This is a genomic window from Mycobacterium sp. E3251 (assembly GCF_001666835.1).
Lineage (GTDB): Bacteria > Actinomycetota > Actinomycetes > Mycobacteriales > Mycobacteriaceae > Mycobacterium.
In genome coordinates, this window is the sequence record NZ_LZJF01000116.1 from 1 (window position 1) to 15,292 (window position 15,292).

The 15,292-nt window shown below is 63.9% G+C and carries 15 protein-coding genes, 1 tRNA gene and 1 pseudogene; 3 read left to right on the forward strand and 14 right to left on the reverse strand.

Annotated elements, in window-relative coordinates; all coding sequences use genetic code 11:
• A partial coding sequence (locus A5697_RS13865) for a universal stress protein (RefSeq protein WP_068010978.1) occupies positions 1-631 on the forward strand: 631 nt, incomplete at its 5' end.
• A 53-nt stretch (positions 632-684) separates the two neighbouring features.
• Here the strand turns inward: A5697_RS13865 and A5697_RS13870 are convergent.
• The 3 genes from A5697_RS13870 to A5697_RS13880 form a co-directional block, all read right to left on the reverse strand.
• Positions 685-761, reverse strand: a tRNA-Met gene (locus A5697_RS13870).
• Positions 762-1,032: 271 nt separating this feature from the next.
• Positions 1,033-2,073: a methyltransferase gene (locus A5697_RS13875; protein ID WP_156673296.1), complete on the reverse strand. Its 1,041-nt coding sequence runs from the start codon at positions 2,071-2,073 to the stop codon at positions 1,033-1,035.
• A 46-nt stretch (positions 2,074-2,119) separates the two neighbouring features.
• On the reverse strand, positions 2,120-2,830 hold the full coding sequence (locus A5697_RS13880; protein ID WP_068010981.1) for a nitroreductase family protein: 711 nt from the start codon (positions 2,828-2,830) through the stop codon (positions 2,120-2,122).
• 251 nt (positions 2,831-3,081) lie between these two features.
• Here A5697_RS13880 and A5697_RS13885 point away from each other — a divergent pair, with 251 nt between their 5' ends.
• The gene (locus tag A5697_RS13885; protein WP_197500997.1) at positions 3,082-3,768 is read left to right on the forward strand and encodes a helix-turn-helix domain-containing protein; all 687 of its coding nucleotides are present in this window, start codon (positions 3,082-3,084) and stop codon (positions 3,766-3,768) included.
• A 28-nt stretch (positions 3,769-3,796) separates the two neighbouring features.
• On the opposite strand, the gene A5697_RS13890 is transcribed toward A5697_RS13885, so the two are convergent.
• The 9 genes and pseudogenes from A5697_RS13890 to A5697_RS27235 all read right to left on the reverse strand — a co-directional run.
• Positions 3,797-5,422, reverse strand: coding sequence for a GMC family oxidoreductase (locus A5697_RS13890; protein ID WP_082953385.1), 1,626 nt, complete (start codon positions 5,420-5,422; stop codon positions 3,797-3,799).
• A gap of 378 nt (positions 5,423-5,800) precedes the next feature.
• A complete protein-coding gene (locus A5697_RS13895) occupies positions 5,801-6,574 on the reverse strand; it encodes an SDR family NAD(P)-dependent oxidoreductase (RefSeq protein ID WP_082953386.1) in 774 nt (257 codons plus the stop codon).
• A 28-nt stretch (positions 6,575-6,602) separates the two neighbouring features.
• Positions 6,603-7,616 (reverse strand): LLM class flavin-dependent oxidoreductase, encoded by a 1,014-nt coding sequence (locus A5697_RS13900; RefSeq protein WP_067945866.1) that lies wholly within the window; start codon positions 7,614-7,616, stop codon positions 6,603-6,605.
• A complete protein-coding gene (locus A5697_RS13905; RefSeq protein WP_067945864.1) occupies positions 7,613-8,236 on the reverse strand; it encodes a DsbA family protein in 624 nt (207 codons plus the stop codon). Before A5697_RS13905 ends, A5697_RS13900 begins: the two co-directional genes overlap by 4 nt.
• Positions 8,236-9,204 carry an alpha/beta hydrolase gene (locus tag A5697_RS13910; protein ID WP_197500998.1) on the reverse strand — a complete coding sequence of 323 codons (969 nt, stop codon included), beginning with the start codon at positions 9,202-9,204 and terminating at the stop codon, positions 8,236-8,238. Before A5697_RS13910 ends, A5697_RS13905 begins: the two co-directional genes overlap by 1 nt.
• Positions 9,201-10,793, reverse strand: coding sequence for a UbiD family decarboxylase (locus A5697_RS13915; RefSeq protein ID WP_067945862.1), 1,593 nt, complete (start codon positions 10,791-10,793; stop codon positions 9,201-9,203). The genes A5697_RS13910 and A5697_RS13915 overlap by 4 nt, the downstream gene beginning before the upstream one ends.
• Before the next feature lie 35 nt (positions 10,794-10,828).
• Complete coding sequence (locus A5697_RS13920) at positions 10,829-11,458, reverse strand: UbiX family flavin prenyltransferase (protein ID WP_082953387.1); 630 nt, start codon at positions 11,456-11,458, stop codon at positions 10,829-10,831.
• Positions 11,459-11,771: 313 nt separating this feature from the next.
• A complete protein-coding gene (locus A5697_RS28425) occupies positions 11,772-12,209 on the reverse strand; it encodes a hypothetical protein (RefSeq protein WP_067945860.1) in 438 nt (145 codons plus the stop codon).
• Positions 12,193-12,638, reverse strand: a pseudogene (locus A5697_RS27235) (HD domain-containing protein); the annotation flags it as partial. The pseudogene A5697_RS27235 and the gene A5697_RS28425, both read right to left, overlap by 17 nt.
• A 172-nt stretch (positions 12,639-12,810) precedes the next feature.
• Here A5697_RS27235 and A5697_RS13935 point away from each other — a divergent pair.
• The gene (locus tag A5697_RS13935; protein WP_068010986.1) at positions 12,811-13,755 is read left to right on the forward strand and encodes a GlxA family transcriptional regulator; all 945 of its coding nucleotides are present in this window, start codon (positions 12,811-12,813) and stop codon (positions 13,753-13,755) included.
• A gap of 37 nt (positions 13,756-13,792) precedes the next feature.
• Here the strand turns inward: A5697_RS13935 and A5697_RS13940 are convergent, their stop codons facing one another.
• Both A5697_RS13940 and A5697_RS13945 read right to left on the reverse strand, forming a co-directional pair.
• Entirely contained in the window at positions 13,793-14,698 is a 906-nt protein-coding gene (locus A5697_RS13940; RefSeq protein ID WP_067945857.1) for an SDR family NAD(P)-dependent oxidoreductase, read from the reverse strand.
• A 120-nt stretch (positions 14,699-14,818) separates the two neighbouring features.
• A partial coding sequence (locus A5697_RS13945) for a helix-turn-helix transcriptional regulator (RefSeq protein ID WP_231972067.1) occupies positions 14,819-15,292 on the reverse strand: 474 nt, incomplete at its 5' end.

Here is a 15,292-nt window from a genome sequence, read left to right on the forward strand (position 1 = left end):
CGCCGACCACGGCCCGCCGTTCGTGTACAGCGTGGTGGTACGTGGCCCGACCGTTTCGACGCTCGTCAACGAATCCAAGATCGCGGACATGATGGTCGTGGGCTACCGGGGCGAAGGCGCGTTCAGCCGGGTCCCGTTCGGCTCGGCCAGCACCGGCCTGGTGAACTATGCGCACTGCCCGGTCGCGGTCGTCCACGATGAGGCGCCGCCACGCCCGCAGGCACCGGTGCTGGTGGGAATCGACGGCTCGGCCGCATCAAAACAGGCGGCGGAGATCGCCTTTCATGAGGCTTCTCGCCGGGGCGTGGAGTTGGTGGCACTGCACGCGTGGTCGGACGTCAGCGTGTCGGAAGTGCCGGGTCTGGATCTCGAGCTGATGGAAGTGCAGGCGCAACAGGCGCTCACCGAGTGGCTCGCCGGACTTCAGGAGCGCTATCCCAACGTCAGCGTGCGACGCGTGGTGGTGTGCGATCAGCCGGCTCGTCAACTGATCGAGCACTCGGAGTTCGCACAACTCGTGGTCGTCGGCAGTCACGGTCGCGGCGGATTCGCCGGCATGCTGCTGGGCTCGGTGAGCGCGGCCGTCGCGCATGCGGCGCAATCGGTGGTGATCGTCTCTCGCGAGTCATAGGCGCAGACGTGCACGAAAACGGCCCCCGGATGATCTCCGGGGGCCGTTTCACTTGGTAGCGGGGACAGGATTCGAACCTGCGACCTCTGGGTTATGAGCCCAGCGAGCTACCGAGCTGCTCCACCCCGCGTTGGTAAATGACAGGTTACCGAACTCGCGTCGCGCCAGCCAAATCGCGGCCTGACCAGCTCGTTTTTCAGCGCCGAACGCGCGTCAGTTCGCCGAGTCGCGCCGACTCCAGCGCGGGCTTTCAGTCACACGTCAGGTTAGCCGCGGACAGCTGAAATGAATCTCTCGAGTTCGCATGCGATGTCGGGACCTGAGGGTTCGATGATGATCTCGGTGGCACCTGCTTGTGACCATTTCCGGTCGCCGTGACGTAGCGAATCGCCGGGCTGGCTCTAGATTGCGCGTGCCTCGACGATGCTGAAGTCCGTTCCGGTGGCGATCACTCGAGTCATTTCGAATCCGGCTTGGTCAAGCAGTCGGCGGTACTCGGCTGCGGTTCTTTCTTGCCCGTCATTGACCAGCAACATCTCGATATCGGTGACCTTGCCGATGACGTCACCGTGGTGCTCCGGGATTATGGCCTCGACGAGCAGCAACGATGCGTCGGTGGCCGCCGCCCTTCTCACGTTGTGCAGGACGCGTAAGGCGGCCTCGTCGGGCCAGTCGTGGATTATCTGCTTGAGCACGTACACATCGCCCCCGGCGGGGACCTCGTCGAAGAACGAGCCTTCGACGAGCCGAACCCGATGCGTCACATCGAACTTCCGCAACAGGGATGGCGCGTCCGCTACCACGTCCGGGAGGTCGAACAGGACGCCCTGCGCATTCGGTGCCGATTTCAGGATGGCAGCGAGCAGACGGCCGTGGCCGCCCGCGATATCGACGATTGTGCGGTATGGCGTGAAGTCGTACGCCTCGACGAGCGGTCCGTCTATATACGCCGACAATCCCGTCATCGCTTCGTTGAAAATCGCGCTGAATTCGGGCTCGTCGCGCAGATAGGCGAAGAAGTCTTGACCGCGTAGCGTGTTGACCGGCGATGTCCCGGTCCTGATGGCCCGCGTCAGCAGGCTCCAGTGTTCACGGTGCTGCGGTGCACCCACGAATCGGGCCAGGGCCGCCACAGATACCGGGGCGTCCGAGCGCAGCGTGTCTGCTCGGGGAGTCAGCTCATAGCGACCGTCGTCGCGTTGAGCGAATATCCCCTTGCCGATCAGTGCCCGCAGAGCCCGGCGCAAGGCGTCCGGATGGGCTCCCACTCTGTTGGCGAGTTCATCGAGTTGCAATGGCCCGTCGGCGAGCGCATCCGCCACTCCCAGGTCGGCCACCGCGGTGATCGTCTGCGATACCCACGCCCCGAGCAGTAACTCCTGCATCGCCCGTGCCGGGGAAGACGTAGGTTGGTCGAAGGACGGTGCCTCAGAAATTCTCATGCGATCTCCTCAGTTCGGTTGCCGCGAAAGACGAAAACGTCGGGACTCAGTGGATGCTGCCCAGCTGCAGTTTGGCCTCGAAGGGCTGCCCATCACGCTTGGGCCACAGTGGTTGCGGGACTTCGGCGCCGAAAGGTGCGTCCCAGTGGTTGCGTGAAGAAACCTCATGCACCGGATAACGGTTGGTCGCAACTCCCCATCGGCCAAGCGGATAGCCGAGGGCCACCATGGCCGACATCGTCCACCCCTGGTCGGCCGGCACGCCCAATATGTCGTTGACCTCGTCCGGGAAGTAGCGCAGCAGCGTTGTCATGGCGCCGCCGACGCCTTCGGCGCGGGCGGCGAGCAACGCGCTCCAGATGGCCGGGAAGATGTTTGCGCCGCCATGGTCGTCGATTGCGAAAACGAAGAGCAGCAAAGGGACTTCGTCGAAGTGATCGGCCAGGTAGTCCCCGGATCGGATGACCTGCCGCAGAGTGTCGGCGTAGACGGCGCGATCCCGGCCCGGCGCCTGCACAGCCATTCTCCCGGCCCTGAACTCTTCGTGCTCGATCTCGTTGGCACGCCGATACAACTTGCCCAACGCATGTTTGAGCGCCGGCTCATCGACAACGAGGAAATGCCAGCGCTGCGTGTTGCCGCCGCTGGGCGCGCGGATCGCCGCATCAAGGATGCGTACCTGAGTATCCAGGGGAACCGGATCCGGCCGCATCCGCCGCATTGTTCTGGTGGTGTAGAGCGCTTCATAGATATCCATTGACCGCCTCCTCTCTGAAGAGCTCCCGCCGACGCGCTATTTCCCCGACGGCGAAAACGATGTTTCGAGGATGATCCTGACCCTCCGCGCCGAAACGACCGAACGGCTGTTCCGATGACCGGAACGGCTCAGCGCAGCGCGATATACCGCTGTACGACAGCAACTCTGAAAGATCACGCGCAGCGTTTCGGCAGCGGGCCATGGCGTCTATCGGGTCCGCATTCGGATCGAGGATTAGCTATCATCGTCCAGTGGGATCGGAAAGTTTTGATGATTTCTCGGCCGATGGATTATTCAGATCGGTCGAACCGGGATCTGTGCCCACCAGTGCGGTGCACAGCGCCTTTGCGCTACTCCGAGCGCTCGGCCGGATTCAACAGCACCCGGTCGGGGTTACACGACTCGCCTCGGAGACGGGTATCCCCAAAACCACGGTGCACAGGCTACTTCAGCAGCTCGAACAAGAGAACGTCGTGCAGCGTGAGAACCGAAGGTGGACCTTCGCCGCGGGCCTGCATGAATTGGACCGCCGGCGCCACGACCTGGCCGCCGTGGCACAACCCCGGATGCGATTCATGTCGCTGGCCACTAAGGCGTCAATATTTCTGTACGACGCACCGGGGAACCGATTGAGAGCCATGTGCCGCGCGTATGGGTCGGGCGTTTCCGGCGTCTTGAGCCCCTCACAGCAGTCCTTGGGCGCCGAGAGCCCGGAATCCGCTGCCTCTCAAGCGCTTTACCGCGGGCACATGGCATCCGAGTACGGGACGGTACACCCAGAGTGCTCGTGCATTGCCACTCCGTTTGCGCTTCCCTCGGGAGAGCCCGGGATCGTCGCTTTGGCTCTTCCCATGCGAAAAGACCTCGAATCATTCAGGCGGCCGCTGGACCGCGTCGCCAAACTCATCCAGTCCGACATGCATCGCATGGTGTCCTGAGACAGCCGGCTCCCGCGGCGCCCCGGCGTCACAGGTGGTGCCTTTCTCGGATGCATTCCGCGGCCCGTTCACCGATAACGACGCAGGGGGCCATCGTGTTGCCAGACGTGACGCGCGGCATGACGGAAGCGTCTGCCACTCGCAGACTTTCCAAGCCGTGCACCCGAAGATCACTGTCCACCACCGAAAGTGGGTCTTCGCCTAATTTGGCTGTCCCAGAGGTGTGCCAGTAAGGAACCACCCCATCTCTGACGAAACTTCTAAGATCGTCACCTTTGAGGTTCCCTGGCAAGACTTCATTTTTGATAAATGGCCGAAGCGCGGACGAATTCCCTAGGTCCCGCAGGAACTCCACGCACGAGACCGCGAGCTCGAAATCATCGGGGTGCGACAGTGAGTTGAGGTGCACGCGGACTGGGTCTTCGGGCCCGGGGCCGCTCAAGCGGATGAATCCACGACTGCTGGGGTGGGTGAGCGAGCCGCACAGTGTCCAGCATGACGCCGGCAGTTCACCGAAGCGGGCGATATTCTCCGGGCTCGCCAACGGCACCGCCGCCTGACAGCAGAATAGATCCGGGGCGTCCAAATCGGGATCGCTCGTCCAGAACAGCTGTGCTTCGCCCTGGTTTGTCGATTCGAACGGTTGCGCAAACTCGTAATTGACCGGTAAGCATGCATGGTCCTGGAGGTTCTTGCCGACGCCGGGCAGGTGTTGGCGAACCTCGATGCCGAACTCGCGCATCTCAGCAGCATCCCCGATACCAGACTGCATCAACACCTTCGGCGTATTGATCGCTCCCAGCGAAAGCACAACTTCTCCGCGTGCCGCGACATGCTGCAGTTTTCCATCGCGGCGTACCTCGACACCGGTGACTCGGTTCCCTTCGATGGAAAGCCGGGTGACCGAGGTTTCGGTAAGGACGGTCAGATTCGGGTTACTCAAGATGGGATAGACATAGGAGCGGAAGATCGACTGGCGCCGGCCGTCAACAATGATGACATCGCATAGGGCCGCGCCGCGGTCGTATTCCATCATCCTGCCGTTGGGATGCGCGAAGGTGGGCAGACCCATTGCCCTGGCGGCCTCGAGCGTCGTCGGGCCGAGACCATCGGGGCTCGTGGCCGGTTGCACTCCGACAGGTCCCCCACTACCCCGATATCGGGGATCGGGGGCGCCCAACCAATCTTCGATACGCCGATAAATATCGACGACCGCGCTATAGCTCCAAGCAGGGTCCTTGGCCTCGGCGGCGAAGAAATCCCAGTCCGCCCGATGGCCGCGCGACCACGCCATCACGTTGATGCTCGATCCTCCACCGAGAACCTTGCCCATAGACATCGGCAGCGCGCGATTGTTGATGTGGGGATTGGGCTCGCTTCGATGTCCCCAGTCGCGTTCGGATCCCAAATTTGTCGGCCACAGGGCAGGCACCATCACGGAAGGAGTCGCGTCGTGAGTGCCGGCTTCGAGGAGAAGCACTGACATGTCCGGGTTTTCGGCGATCCTCCTGGCGACCACCGAGCCCGATGATCCAGACCCGCACACGATGAAGTCGTATTCGGGTGCCAGCGTCGAATGTGCCAGCCGCCGCACGTCTCCGTGCGCCACCGCTTCGGGATCATCAAATGCCCGGTGCCGCAATGATTTCGTCATTAATGACCACCTTTCGGAGAATTTGATTTCTGGGATGCCCGATCCACTGCAAACCGTTGTGGTTAGCCGATTCCAAGACGAGGTCGTTCAGGCCAACGACATAGCTATGAATACGCAAAAGGTCGCCGTGGATCCAATAGGTGTTCCGAAGGACGGAACAAGTGTCGAACGCCAACGGAAACGCATCACACCCGCGCTTCACACCGCGCAACGCGTTAGCGAACTCTCCGGCCAAGCTGGACATCTGTGCCGGGCAAGCCCTCGCGGCCCGCTATTCGGGCCGGCCGCTGTTGAGGATGACGTCGACGATGCTGCAGCGCGCGAGGTCGGATCTAAGGGGTTCGTGGCGTCGTTGAAAGCGCGGAGGATGTCAGCATCCTAGTGGTCTGTAACACTGGTAGATGGGCAAGGCATGTGTCCTTCCGACGCACCTGTCGAGGGAGTAACTTTGTCCTGCAAGCGGATTGGCCCCACAAACAACGTATTCAGTTCCATGCCACCGTCGATGGAAATGTCCTGCGCGGTGATGTACCCGGCGCGATCACTGACGAGGAAGGCGACCAGATCGGCGACCTCCTCGGGGCGCCCGAACCGGCCGCTCGGCAGTGCCGCACAGATACGTTCTTGGTCCGCCGCGGGGAGGGTCATCGCTTTGGGCGTGGCGATGACGCCCGGCAGAACTGAATTGGCGGTGATTCCAAGGGAACAGTTCTCCATCGCGATGGTGCGAATTATGCCGTGCAGTCCAGCTTTCGATGCGGCGTAGGCGACTTTGCCTAACGCCCCATTGCGTCCCGCGACGCTCGAAATCGCGACAATGCGACCAAAACCACGTTCTCGCATGCCCGAGAGACATGCTTGAATGACCCGAAAAGCGCCCGTCAGGTTTACGTCGATGTCTCGCGACCACTTTTCGGCCGACATCGAATGCGCGGGAGCGTAGGTGTCGACGACGCCCGCGACCGCCACGCAGATGTCGACGTCGCTGCCGAGCCAATCGGGTATCGGGTCAGCGGTCAGATCCAGCACGGCATCTGCTGGGCCGACGATGTCCGTCGTTCGTACCTCGATGCCGTCGGTTCGCAGCCGCTGGCAGATCGCCGACCCAATTCCCCCGTTTGCGCCTGTAACAACCGCGCGTCGATCGGTCATACCGCCTCCTACTGGCCAGTGCGATCAGCTACCCGACAGAGCTACCGTGGACGGCCACGATGAATCTGTCGAGTTCGCGTGGAATGTCGGGACCCGAGGGCTCGATGACGATCTCGGTGGCGCCGGCTTGGGCCATTGCGGCCACGGCCTTTCCGACAGTCTCGGCGGTTCCGCTCAGGGTGACCGAGGGGACCGAGGCGTAACCTCCGGCACGCCAACCGGCCAGGTCGGCGTCGTTCATCTCGACCATGGTGCCCTGGTGAATGTGCAGGTGGCGCAGGCGCTGAGGGACCTTCTCGATTACATCTAGCCAGGCGGTGCCTCCGGGCATCCCGCGCACTGCGTCGGCGCCCTTGGTGACATAGATGAAGTGATATGCCGCGGCCCACGGGGCGCCGACCACTGATCGGACGCGTTCGCCGGCCAAGTCCTCCCCTTCGTCGAGGACGGTACCCATGGTGGCTACCACCGCGCGAGTAAAGTCGCTCTGACCGGGCACGACGTCGAACATGGAGATCAGCCCGTCGGCGCCGAGCCGCTTGGCGACGCCGGCACCCTTGGGTCCGGTTGCCGCCACCAGCAACGGGATTCGCAGGGGCAGTGCGTCGGCTTGCGCCGAGGTCAGCATCAACTTGATGGCCGCGCCTTCCCAGTCGGTCGCCTCTCCGGCCAACAGCGCCTGGTAGGCACGGATATAGCACTCCATGTAGGACCATCGGATCGGCGGCTGGCCGATGGCCGCGCGGCTGGAGAACCCGGTGCCGAAAGAGGTCACAATCCGCCCCGCCGCCCGTCGATGCAGTGAGACGGTCGCGGCGGCGTTGACCAACGGGTGACGCTGCGTCGGAATCAATACCGCGGGACCCAGCTCGATCGTCGTGGTCCGCTCCGCCGCACGGTGCAGGCCGAGCCAGACGTCATCGCCTCCGAACGGGGTGTCGTAGAGATAGGCCCGGCGATAGCCCAGTTTCTCCGCCGCGACAATGTGCTCAGCCGACTCGAATGACGGTGGCAGCGCGACACTTACATCGATCGCGGTCATTGGTTGCTCCTCTCCAATCGCGCTCGCTGAGCCAACGCATCGTGGGCAATGCGCTCAAATTCCGACATGGGCACTAGCCCGGCTACCAACCTGCCGCCGAGCAGCCACGCGGGTGTGCCGCAGACGCCGCACTGCTGCCCGGTCCGTTCCAACAAATCGACAGCGGCGTAGGCAGTGCCGTCGGCGAGCGCGGTGTGCAGTGCGCCCGGGTCCACGCCGGCCTTTACCGCGTGTCGGTCGATGACCTGTTGATCCTCGATGTCTTCACCGAGAGCGAAGTGCGCCTGGTACAACCCCCGCTGGAGTTCGTCGAAGGCGGCCGGCTGATTGCGGCGAACCCATTCGGCGGCGGCTAAAGCACTCCTGCTGTTGGGGATTCGATCCGGCCAGTTCAGCACCAGTCCCTCCGCTGCCGCCTCCCGCTCGAGCATCTCGGACCTCGGCCCACGACGGGGACCGATAACGAGACCGCCGGCCGGGATGTCGGGATGCGCCTGGAATGGCAGTGAGATGACCTCGAGGCCGGCCTCCACCAGGAGGGCGGACCTCGACTGCCCGATGTAGCAGAACGGGCATATGAAGTCGTACCAGTGCAGTACCGTCCTCGGCGCGTCACTCATCAGTTCCTCACTGGCGGAGACGCTTTCAAAGATCCCCGCAGCACGTCGATCGCTTGTGTGATCGCTGCGGTCGCCGCAGCGGTTTCGCGCAGGGAGTTCAGCATCATGAAGTCATGAATCGTGGCGTTGTAGCGGACGCTGGTGCAATGCACCCCGGCGGCGGTCAGCTTGCGGGCATAGGCCTCTCCTTCGTCGCGCAGGACGTCGCATTCGTCCACGACGACGAACGCCTCAGGCAGTCCGGCGAGTTCGCCGACGCCGGCCCTGAGCGGTGAGGCGAGGACGTCGTCGCGCCGATCCAGATCGGGCAGATACGCATCCCAGAACCAGGCCATGGCCTTGGCAGTCAGGTGCGGACCTTCGGCGAAATCACGGTAACTCGGGGTGTTTTGCGAGGCGTCGGTCACCGGGTAGTACAACGACTGGTGAACGAAGGTGACGTCGCCGCGGCGGCGGGCCAGCAAGGCCAACGCGGCGGCCAAATTGCCGCCGGCCGAGTCACCGGCGACCGCCACGCGGGTGCCGTCGACACCGGCACTGGAGCCGTTTCGCTGGATCCAGCGCGCGGCCGCGTAGGCCTGCTCGAGCGCGACCGGATAGCGGGCCTCCGGTGCGCGATCATATTCGACGAACACAACGGCGGCGTGCACGCCCACACAAAGCTCACGCACCAGGCGGTCATGGGTCGCGGCGCTGCCGAGCACCCATCCGCCACCGTGCAGGTATAGCACGGCAGGTAAAAGGCCTTTCGCCCCAACCGGTTTGACGAGGCGGACGCGCACCTGGGCGCCACCGGCCCCGACGGTCATCCATGCACTGTCGACGTCGGGCTTGGCGGCCGGAGTCGACTGGATATCCTCCAGCCCGTCGCGCGCTTCGGTTGGCGTCAGTTCGTAGACCGGTGGCGCGTGGGCCGCCGTTGCGGCGAATTCGGCGGCGGCCGGCTCGAGGGCGGAATCTGATATCACACTTCCGGCATCCGTTTGCTCAGTTTCTGCAGCGTCAGCATTTCGCGCCCACCATCGTCGAGGTAGGGGATGCCAATCCCGTATTCCTCCCAGCGGCTTGCGATTTTGGACTCGAGCTCGGGTGTGAGCCTGTCGGTCGGCGGGAAGCGACGCCCACCCCACTCCGGGCGCGGGTCGACCTCCCAGCTTCGGGTGGCGTCGATAAGTACCCGGGTCCATTGGCCGGCGCCGTATTTGTTGGTGTCATTTAACGCCGGTGGTGTCGACGGGTCGAGCGATGAGCCCAGACCCGGGCCGAAGAATGCGATATCACCGAGGCCGGCGTTGACCCGGTATGACATGGCCCAGTCCAGCGCGACCGGGTCGTGGAGGTCGATGTCCTCCTCTACGACCATGACGTTCTTGTGAAACCACACCGATCCGCCTGTCCCCCACAGCGCCGAGGCGATCTGCTGCGCGTGGCCCCGGTAACGCTTCTGGATCTGCACCAGAGTGTTTTGGCCGTTTGTCACCTCAGTCATCCACAGGTCGGTGATGCCGCCGATCCCGAGGTCGTCGAGCACGTTCCAGGTGATCGCCGACCGCGCGAAGTTGACGATGCTGTCTTCGTTGAAGCATCCCGGCCGGATCCCTTCCAGGGTGCCGCGCAGCACCGGATCGTTGCGGTGGGTGATCCGGGTGACCCGCAGCACCGGCGCCGGTGCCGCGCCACCAATGAAGCCGGGGTACTCGGCGAAGGGACCCTCGACGACGAAGGTCGAGGGGTCGGGATCGATGAAGCCCTCGACGACGATTTCCGCGGTCGCCGGGACGTGCAACGGCACCGTTTCGCAGGCCACCAGGTCAACCGGGCGCCCGAGCAGGGCACCCATCATGTCCCATTCGCAGATGTTCTTCGGAAACGGGCTCCCGGCGCAGAACCCCAGCACGTCGTGCCACCCGTACACGACGGCGACCGGCATCGGCTCCGGCTTGTACTCCTCCATGTGGCCGCCCCAACCCTGACTGGGCACCAGGAGCTTGGCGATCTTGTCACGGTCGACGATCTGGCCCCGGTAGCAACCGATGTTGTCGCGCCCCGTCACCTTGTCCTCGGTGACCACACCGCAGAACGTGTCGATGTAGCGACCACCGTCCTCGCCGTGCCACTTGGGGACCGGAAGCTCCCACAAATTGATGTCGTCGCCCTCGAGGATGTTCTCCTTGACCGGGCCGGTATCGACCACGCGCGGCGGAATCGGTTTCTTGAACGCCTCCCGGAGGTGACGCACGATCGCCGAGTCACTGGTGCCTTCGGGCAGCCCCAGCATCAGCTGCACCTGACGCCGGCTGCCCAGTGCCGACGTCAAAAGCTTTGTGCACCGAGTGTTCTCATGGCCAATGATGTTCTCGAACAGCAGTGCCGGGCCGCCGAGGGCAAGGTTGGCGCGGGTGATCGCCCCGATCTCCTCATCCCAGTCGACGGGGGCCGTGATGCGGCGTAGCTGGCCCGCGGCTTCGAGGGTGGCCAACCAGCTGCGCTGATCTGGCCCCGATTCTTGGGCGCTGGAAACGTTGATGGTTTCAGGAAGGCTTGTCGTCGTGGTCATTTCGTTCTCCTCACAGGGTTTTGGAGGCTGTTCTTCTATCGGCCGTTTGTGACGAGCCAGTCATCGGATTCCGCGAGGTTTCCGTGCCCATTCACCCCAACCGGCGGTGGATCTTCCTTCCAGCGTTTGATCAGGCAGTGCTCGATCCCCAGTTGATCGATGACCCGCCCGACCACCTGGTTCGTCACCTCGTCGACCGAGGTGGGCTTGGTGTAATAGGCCACCATCGGCGGGAAGATCACGGCACCGGCGCGCGCCAGGTAATGCATGTTCTCCAGGTGGATCTCGCTCAAGGGAGCCTCCCGCGCGACCAGGACCAGCCTGCGCCGCTCCTTGAGCGTCACGTCGGCGGCACGAGTGATCAGGTTGTCGCTGGAGCCAATCCGGATGGCGCTCAACGTCTTCATGCTGCACGGGCACACCACCATGCCATCGGTGCGGAACGACCCGCTGGAAATGCCCGCGGCAAGATCACGGGCGCTGTACACGTGTGAGGCCAGTGCCCGCACCTCGTCGACGCCGGTGTTCGTCTCCATCTTGATCGTCGCCCGTGCCCAGTCGCTGAGAATCAGGTGTGTCTCGACCCCCAGCTGCCCAAGTACTTCCAGCAGACGGATGCCCAGGGCGGCACCCGTCGCTCCGGTCATAGCGACCACTAAGCGCATCGCCGTCCTCCTCTCAGCCGGTCGCCCGGATCTGCTCGAATGCGCACCGAAGCGACGATTCGGCTGCTCATCGCGTGTCCTTCCACCAGTCATTGACCAGCTTGCGGCGCATCGAGCCGACATCGCATCCGCCGGTGGCTAGCCATGGCAGGTAATTTGGGTGCAGCGGTGAGCTGTCGACGAACCATGCCGAGAACCCGAACTATCGATGCGACTATCCGGAGTCGCGGCAGCTCGAACGTGATCGTCATGCCGATAACAGCGCACACGACCAGCAGTGGTGCCTGCTCTCCGCCGCGGTCGGCATCCGCGGTCATAGCTCCTGCTGCCTTCGATTTGTCGGATGCGGGGCCGGACTCATGTGGCCGTTGTTGGCCGCCTCCACCATCAGGTCGGTCAGAGCCTGGAGCATCGACAGCAAAGGCGTGTGGTCGGCGGGCAAGCGACGCGTCTGGGTCGCCCTCGCCGCGATGACATCCTGGTCGGCGACCGCCCTGTCCTTCTCGCAGACGATGTACGTGGATGGCACGGCATGCCAGGCCGCGGCGGTCAGTACCTCGGTGACCGCGAAGCTGCTGAACGGCCTCATCCGGGCGATTGCGCGATCCGCATCTTCCGCCGGCAGATTAGTGAACAAAATCTCGTGGGTGTTGTGAGTCGTCGTGGTGTCGCCCTCAACGTTCCACCAGCGGACGGCGCCGCTCAGTTGTATCAAGGGCTCGCCGATGTCGAGCTGAAAGCACGTCCGCATTGACGGTGCCGAAGGTGGTGTGCGGGCGATGCGTCATGCCGTCGTTGAAGGCTGCCAAGATCCGTGCGTGGATCGGCGGCGGTGACGGCAAGGGCTTCGGGAGGGAGGTCTTCGCGGCAGATGCCCAGGACGTCGGGCTCGACACCTGCTGTGAACACGGCGATTTCGGGTTCGAGGAACTCGGGGATCCCCGGAGTGGTGTGCAGGGCGATGCTCAGCCACACCTTTTTCGGTGTCGGCTTTGTCAACGCCGCGTCGCACCAGGAAGTCTCGCGCCGCGTCGGCGCCGTTCACTTCGAAGCGAAGGGTCGAGGTGCGGCCGGGCTGGGTAAGGCCCACATCGTGAAACATCGCGCCGGCGTACAGAAGCTCCAGGTCTGGCCGCGGTCCGCGGCGGTGGCCCTGCAGTGCACCGAACAGGACGGCCATGATCTTTTCTCGTCTCCTTGAGCGATCCTTCTGGCCAGTTTCCGGGTTCCTCGGCCACCCCGGCGCTGGAATTCGCGCCGTCCTTCCCACAGAATGCGACACGGTTGGCTTGAACTTGACGCCGCCGACGCGACACGATGAGCGGGTGGTCGGCATCAGCGCAATACCCCGCGTGGTGGTGATCGTCGTCTTCGACGGCGTAAAGCTGTTGGACGCGGCAGGGCCCGCGGAGGTCTTCGTCGAAGCCAACCGGTTCGGCGCGAACTATTCGCTGGAGATCGCGTCGGTGGATGGGAACGACGTCACCACTTCGATAGGGACGCGGTTCGCCGTCACCCGGAGCATTTCGTCCATCGAGTCCGCCGATACGGTCCTGGTCGCCGGCGGAGACAATCTGGTCGGGCGGCCGATCGATCTCGCGCTCGTCGAGGCACTCAAAACGGTGCCGGCCCGGACGCGACGGCTGGCATCCGTATGCACGGGTTCGTTCATCCTGGCGCAGGCGGGGCTGCTCAGCGGCCGTCGCGCCACGACGCATTGGCGGCATACCGGACGCTTGGCCCGAGCCTTTCCCGATGTCGGGGTCGAACCGGATGCGATCTTTGTCCGCGACGGCGACGTGTTTACCTCCGCGGGCGTGTCGTCGGGCATTGACCTCGCGTTAGCGTTGGTCGAACTCGATTACGGCCCGGAGTTGGTCCGTGAAGTCGCGCGCGCGTTGGTGGTATACCTCAAACGCGCTGGCGGACAGTCGCAGTTTTCGGTCATGATCGACGCCGATCCGCCGCCGGATTCTCCCCTGCGAGCGGTCACCGACGCAATCAACGCCGACCCCGGGGCCGACCACAGCGTGAAAAGGCTTGCGGCCCGGGCATCTCTGAGCACACGTCAACTGACCCGACTGTTTCAGTCGGACCTCGGATTGACGCCGGCGCGCTACGTCGAGTTGGTGCGAATCGACTTCGCACGCACGGCACTCGAAGCCGGTCGCACCATCGCCGAAGCCGCAGATCTGGCAGGGTTTGGCAGTACGGAGACATTGAGACGGGTGTTTCTCAATCATCTGGGCATCACCCCCAAGGCCTACCGAGACAGATTCCGCACGGCCTGCGCCTGAAAACTCCTCTGCTGCAAGGTGATCAAGGACGCACTCGTTACCTACCCCAACCGGCCGGTTTCAGCAGGTCCGACAATCCGACGCGATGCAACATCTCGGCCCTGAGCCGGTCGAGCACGGCGAAGCCGACATCGGCACCATCGTTGGCCGGGTCGATGTGGACTCGAAACGGACGCTTCCCAAATGCGGTGTCGACCACGTTGACCACTGCGTCGGCAACCGTGGACACGCCGGCTTCGTGCGCCCCGATCACGGCGAGGGCCTCCTGGACCCGGGTTCCTAAACCCGCGTAGGGTCCGGCCTCGTACTGGCCCACAATCACGCGGTCTGCGGGTGAGCCGGCATCGGTGAAGTGATTGGTCCCGCTCGTGAATGCGCCGGGAACGATGATGGAGGTCTCTATGCCCCATCGGGTTAACTCACATGCATAGGCCACCGCGAGCGAGTCCATCGCGGCCTTCGCCGCGAAATATGGCGCCAGATACGGTGGCATGCCCCCCGCGGAACTGCTGCTGGACACCCATACCAGAAGACCCTGGCGCTGTCGTCGCATGTGCGGCAGCACCGCGCGGTTGACTCGCTGTGTCCCCACAACGTTTACGTCATAGAGTTCGGCCAGCTGTTCCGGCGTAAAGGCCTCGGCCGGCCCGAATGCCATGTGTCCCGCGTTGTGTACCACCACGTCGATACGGCCGTTGGCGACGAAAATCCTTTCGATCGCTGCGTCCACCGAAGGCTGCGACTGCACGTCCATTTCCACGGTCCGCAGCTCAACCCCGTTGTCCTTCGCGAAGCAGCCGATCGCTTCGATCTGGGATGCATTGCGGCCGTTGATGTCTTGCATCGACGCATAGACCGTGTGGCCCGCCAGCGCCAACGCCTCGGAGCCCAGCCGACCGAAGCCACTCGCTGCGCCGGTCACCACGATCACGTCCTGACCCATCGAAGCAGCTCCCGTCCCGCTGGTCTTGTGCGTCTTGTGCGTCAATGAGATCCTGGCGCCAACGGGCCGGCAATCGCATCCGCCGGTGGCTAGTCGATGGATGAACGGCCCACTTCTCCGCTAGGTCAAGGCATTGTCGAGCTGGCTTCGGGAGGTGATGCCGAGCTTGGCGAAGACCTTGCGCAGGTGGTACTGGACCGTTTTGGCGCTGATAAACAGCCGGGCTCCGATCTCGGGGTTAGACAGCCCTTCGCGGGCCAGACGGGCTATCTGGGTCTCTTGGGCGGTCAGTTCAACGGTGCTCGTGATGGCTGTGCGCTTGCGGGTGGTTGCACCGATGGCTTCCAGTTCGCGCCGCGCCCGCTCCGCGAACCCCGCCATACCCATGGTCTCCAGCATGTGGTGAGCGGTGTGCAGCTGCTCGCGCGCCTCGACGCGTCGGCGTTCCCGGGCGAGCCATTCGCCGTAGATCAGGTGCGCTCGGGCGAGCTCGGTGCGGACACGGCTTTTCCCGAAGTGCGTGATCGCCGCCCGGTAGAGGCGCTCGGGGTGGAAAAGCGCTCGCGCGCACTGATGGCGGAGGGGGAGAACGCC

Coding starts and splice junctions, on each gene's coding strand:
- A5697_RS13875 (WP_156673296.1), bottom strand. CDS start 2,073: ATGAGAATTTCTGAGGCACCGTCCTTCGACCAACCTACGTCTTCCCCG.
- A5697_RS13880 (WP_068010981.1), bottom strand. CDS start 2,830: ATGGATATCTATGAAGCGCTCTACACCACCAGAACAATGCGGCGGATG.
- A5697_RS13890 (WP_082953385.1), bottom strand. CDS start 5,422: ATGACGAAATCATTGCGGCACCGGGCATTTGATGATCCCGAAGCGGTG.
- A5697_RS13895 (WP_082953386.1), bottom strand. CDS start 6,574: ATGACCGATCGACGCGCGGTTGTTACAGGCGCAAACGGGGGAATTGGG.
- A5697_RS13900 (WP_067945866.1), bottom strand. CDS start 7,616: ATGACCGCGATCGATGTAAGTGTCGCGCTGCCACCGTCATTCGAGTCG.
- A5697_RS13905 (WP_067945864.1), bottom strand. CDS start 8,236: ATGAGTGACGCGCCGAGGACGGTACTGCACTGGTACGACTTCATATGC.
- A5697_RS13915 (WP_067945862.1), bottom strand. CDS start 10,793: ATGACCACGACGACAAGCCTTCCTGAAACCATCAACGTTTCCAGCGCC.
- A5697_RS13920 (WP_082953387.1), bottom strand. CDS start 11,458: ATGCGCTTAGTGGTCGCTATGACCGGAGCGACGGGTGCCGCCCTGGGC.
- A5697_RS28425 (WP_067945860.1), bottom strand. CDS start 12,209: ATGCGGACGTGCTTTCAGCTCGACATCGGCGAGCCCTTGATACAACTG.
- A5697_RS13940 (WP_067945857.1), bottom strand. CDS start 14,698: ATGGGTCAGGACGTGATCGTGGTGACCGGCGCAGCGAGTGGCTTCGGT.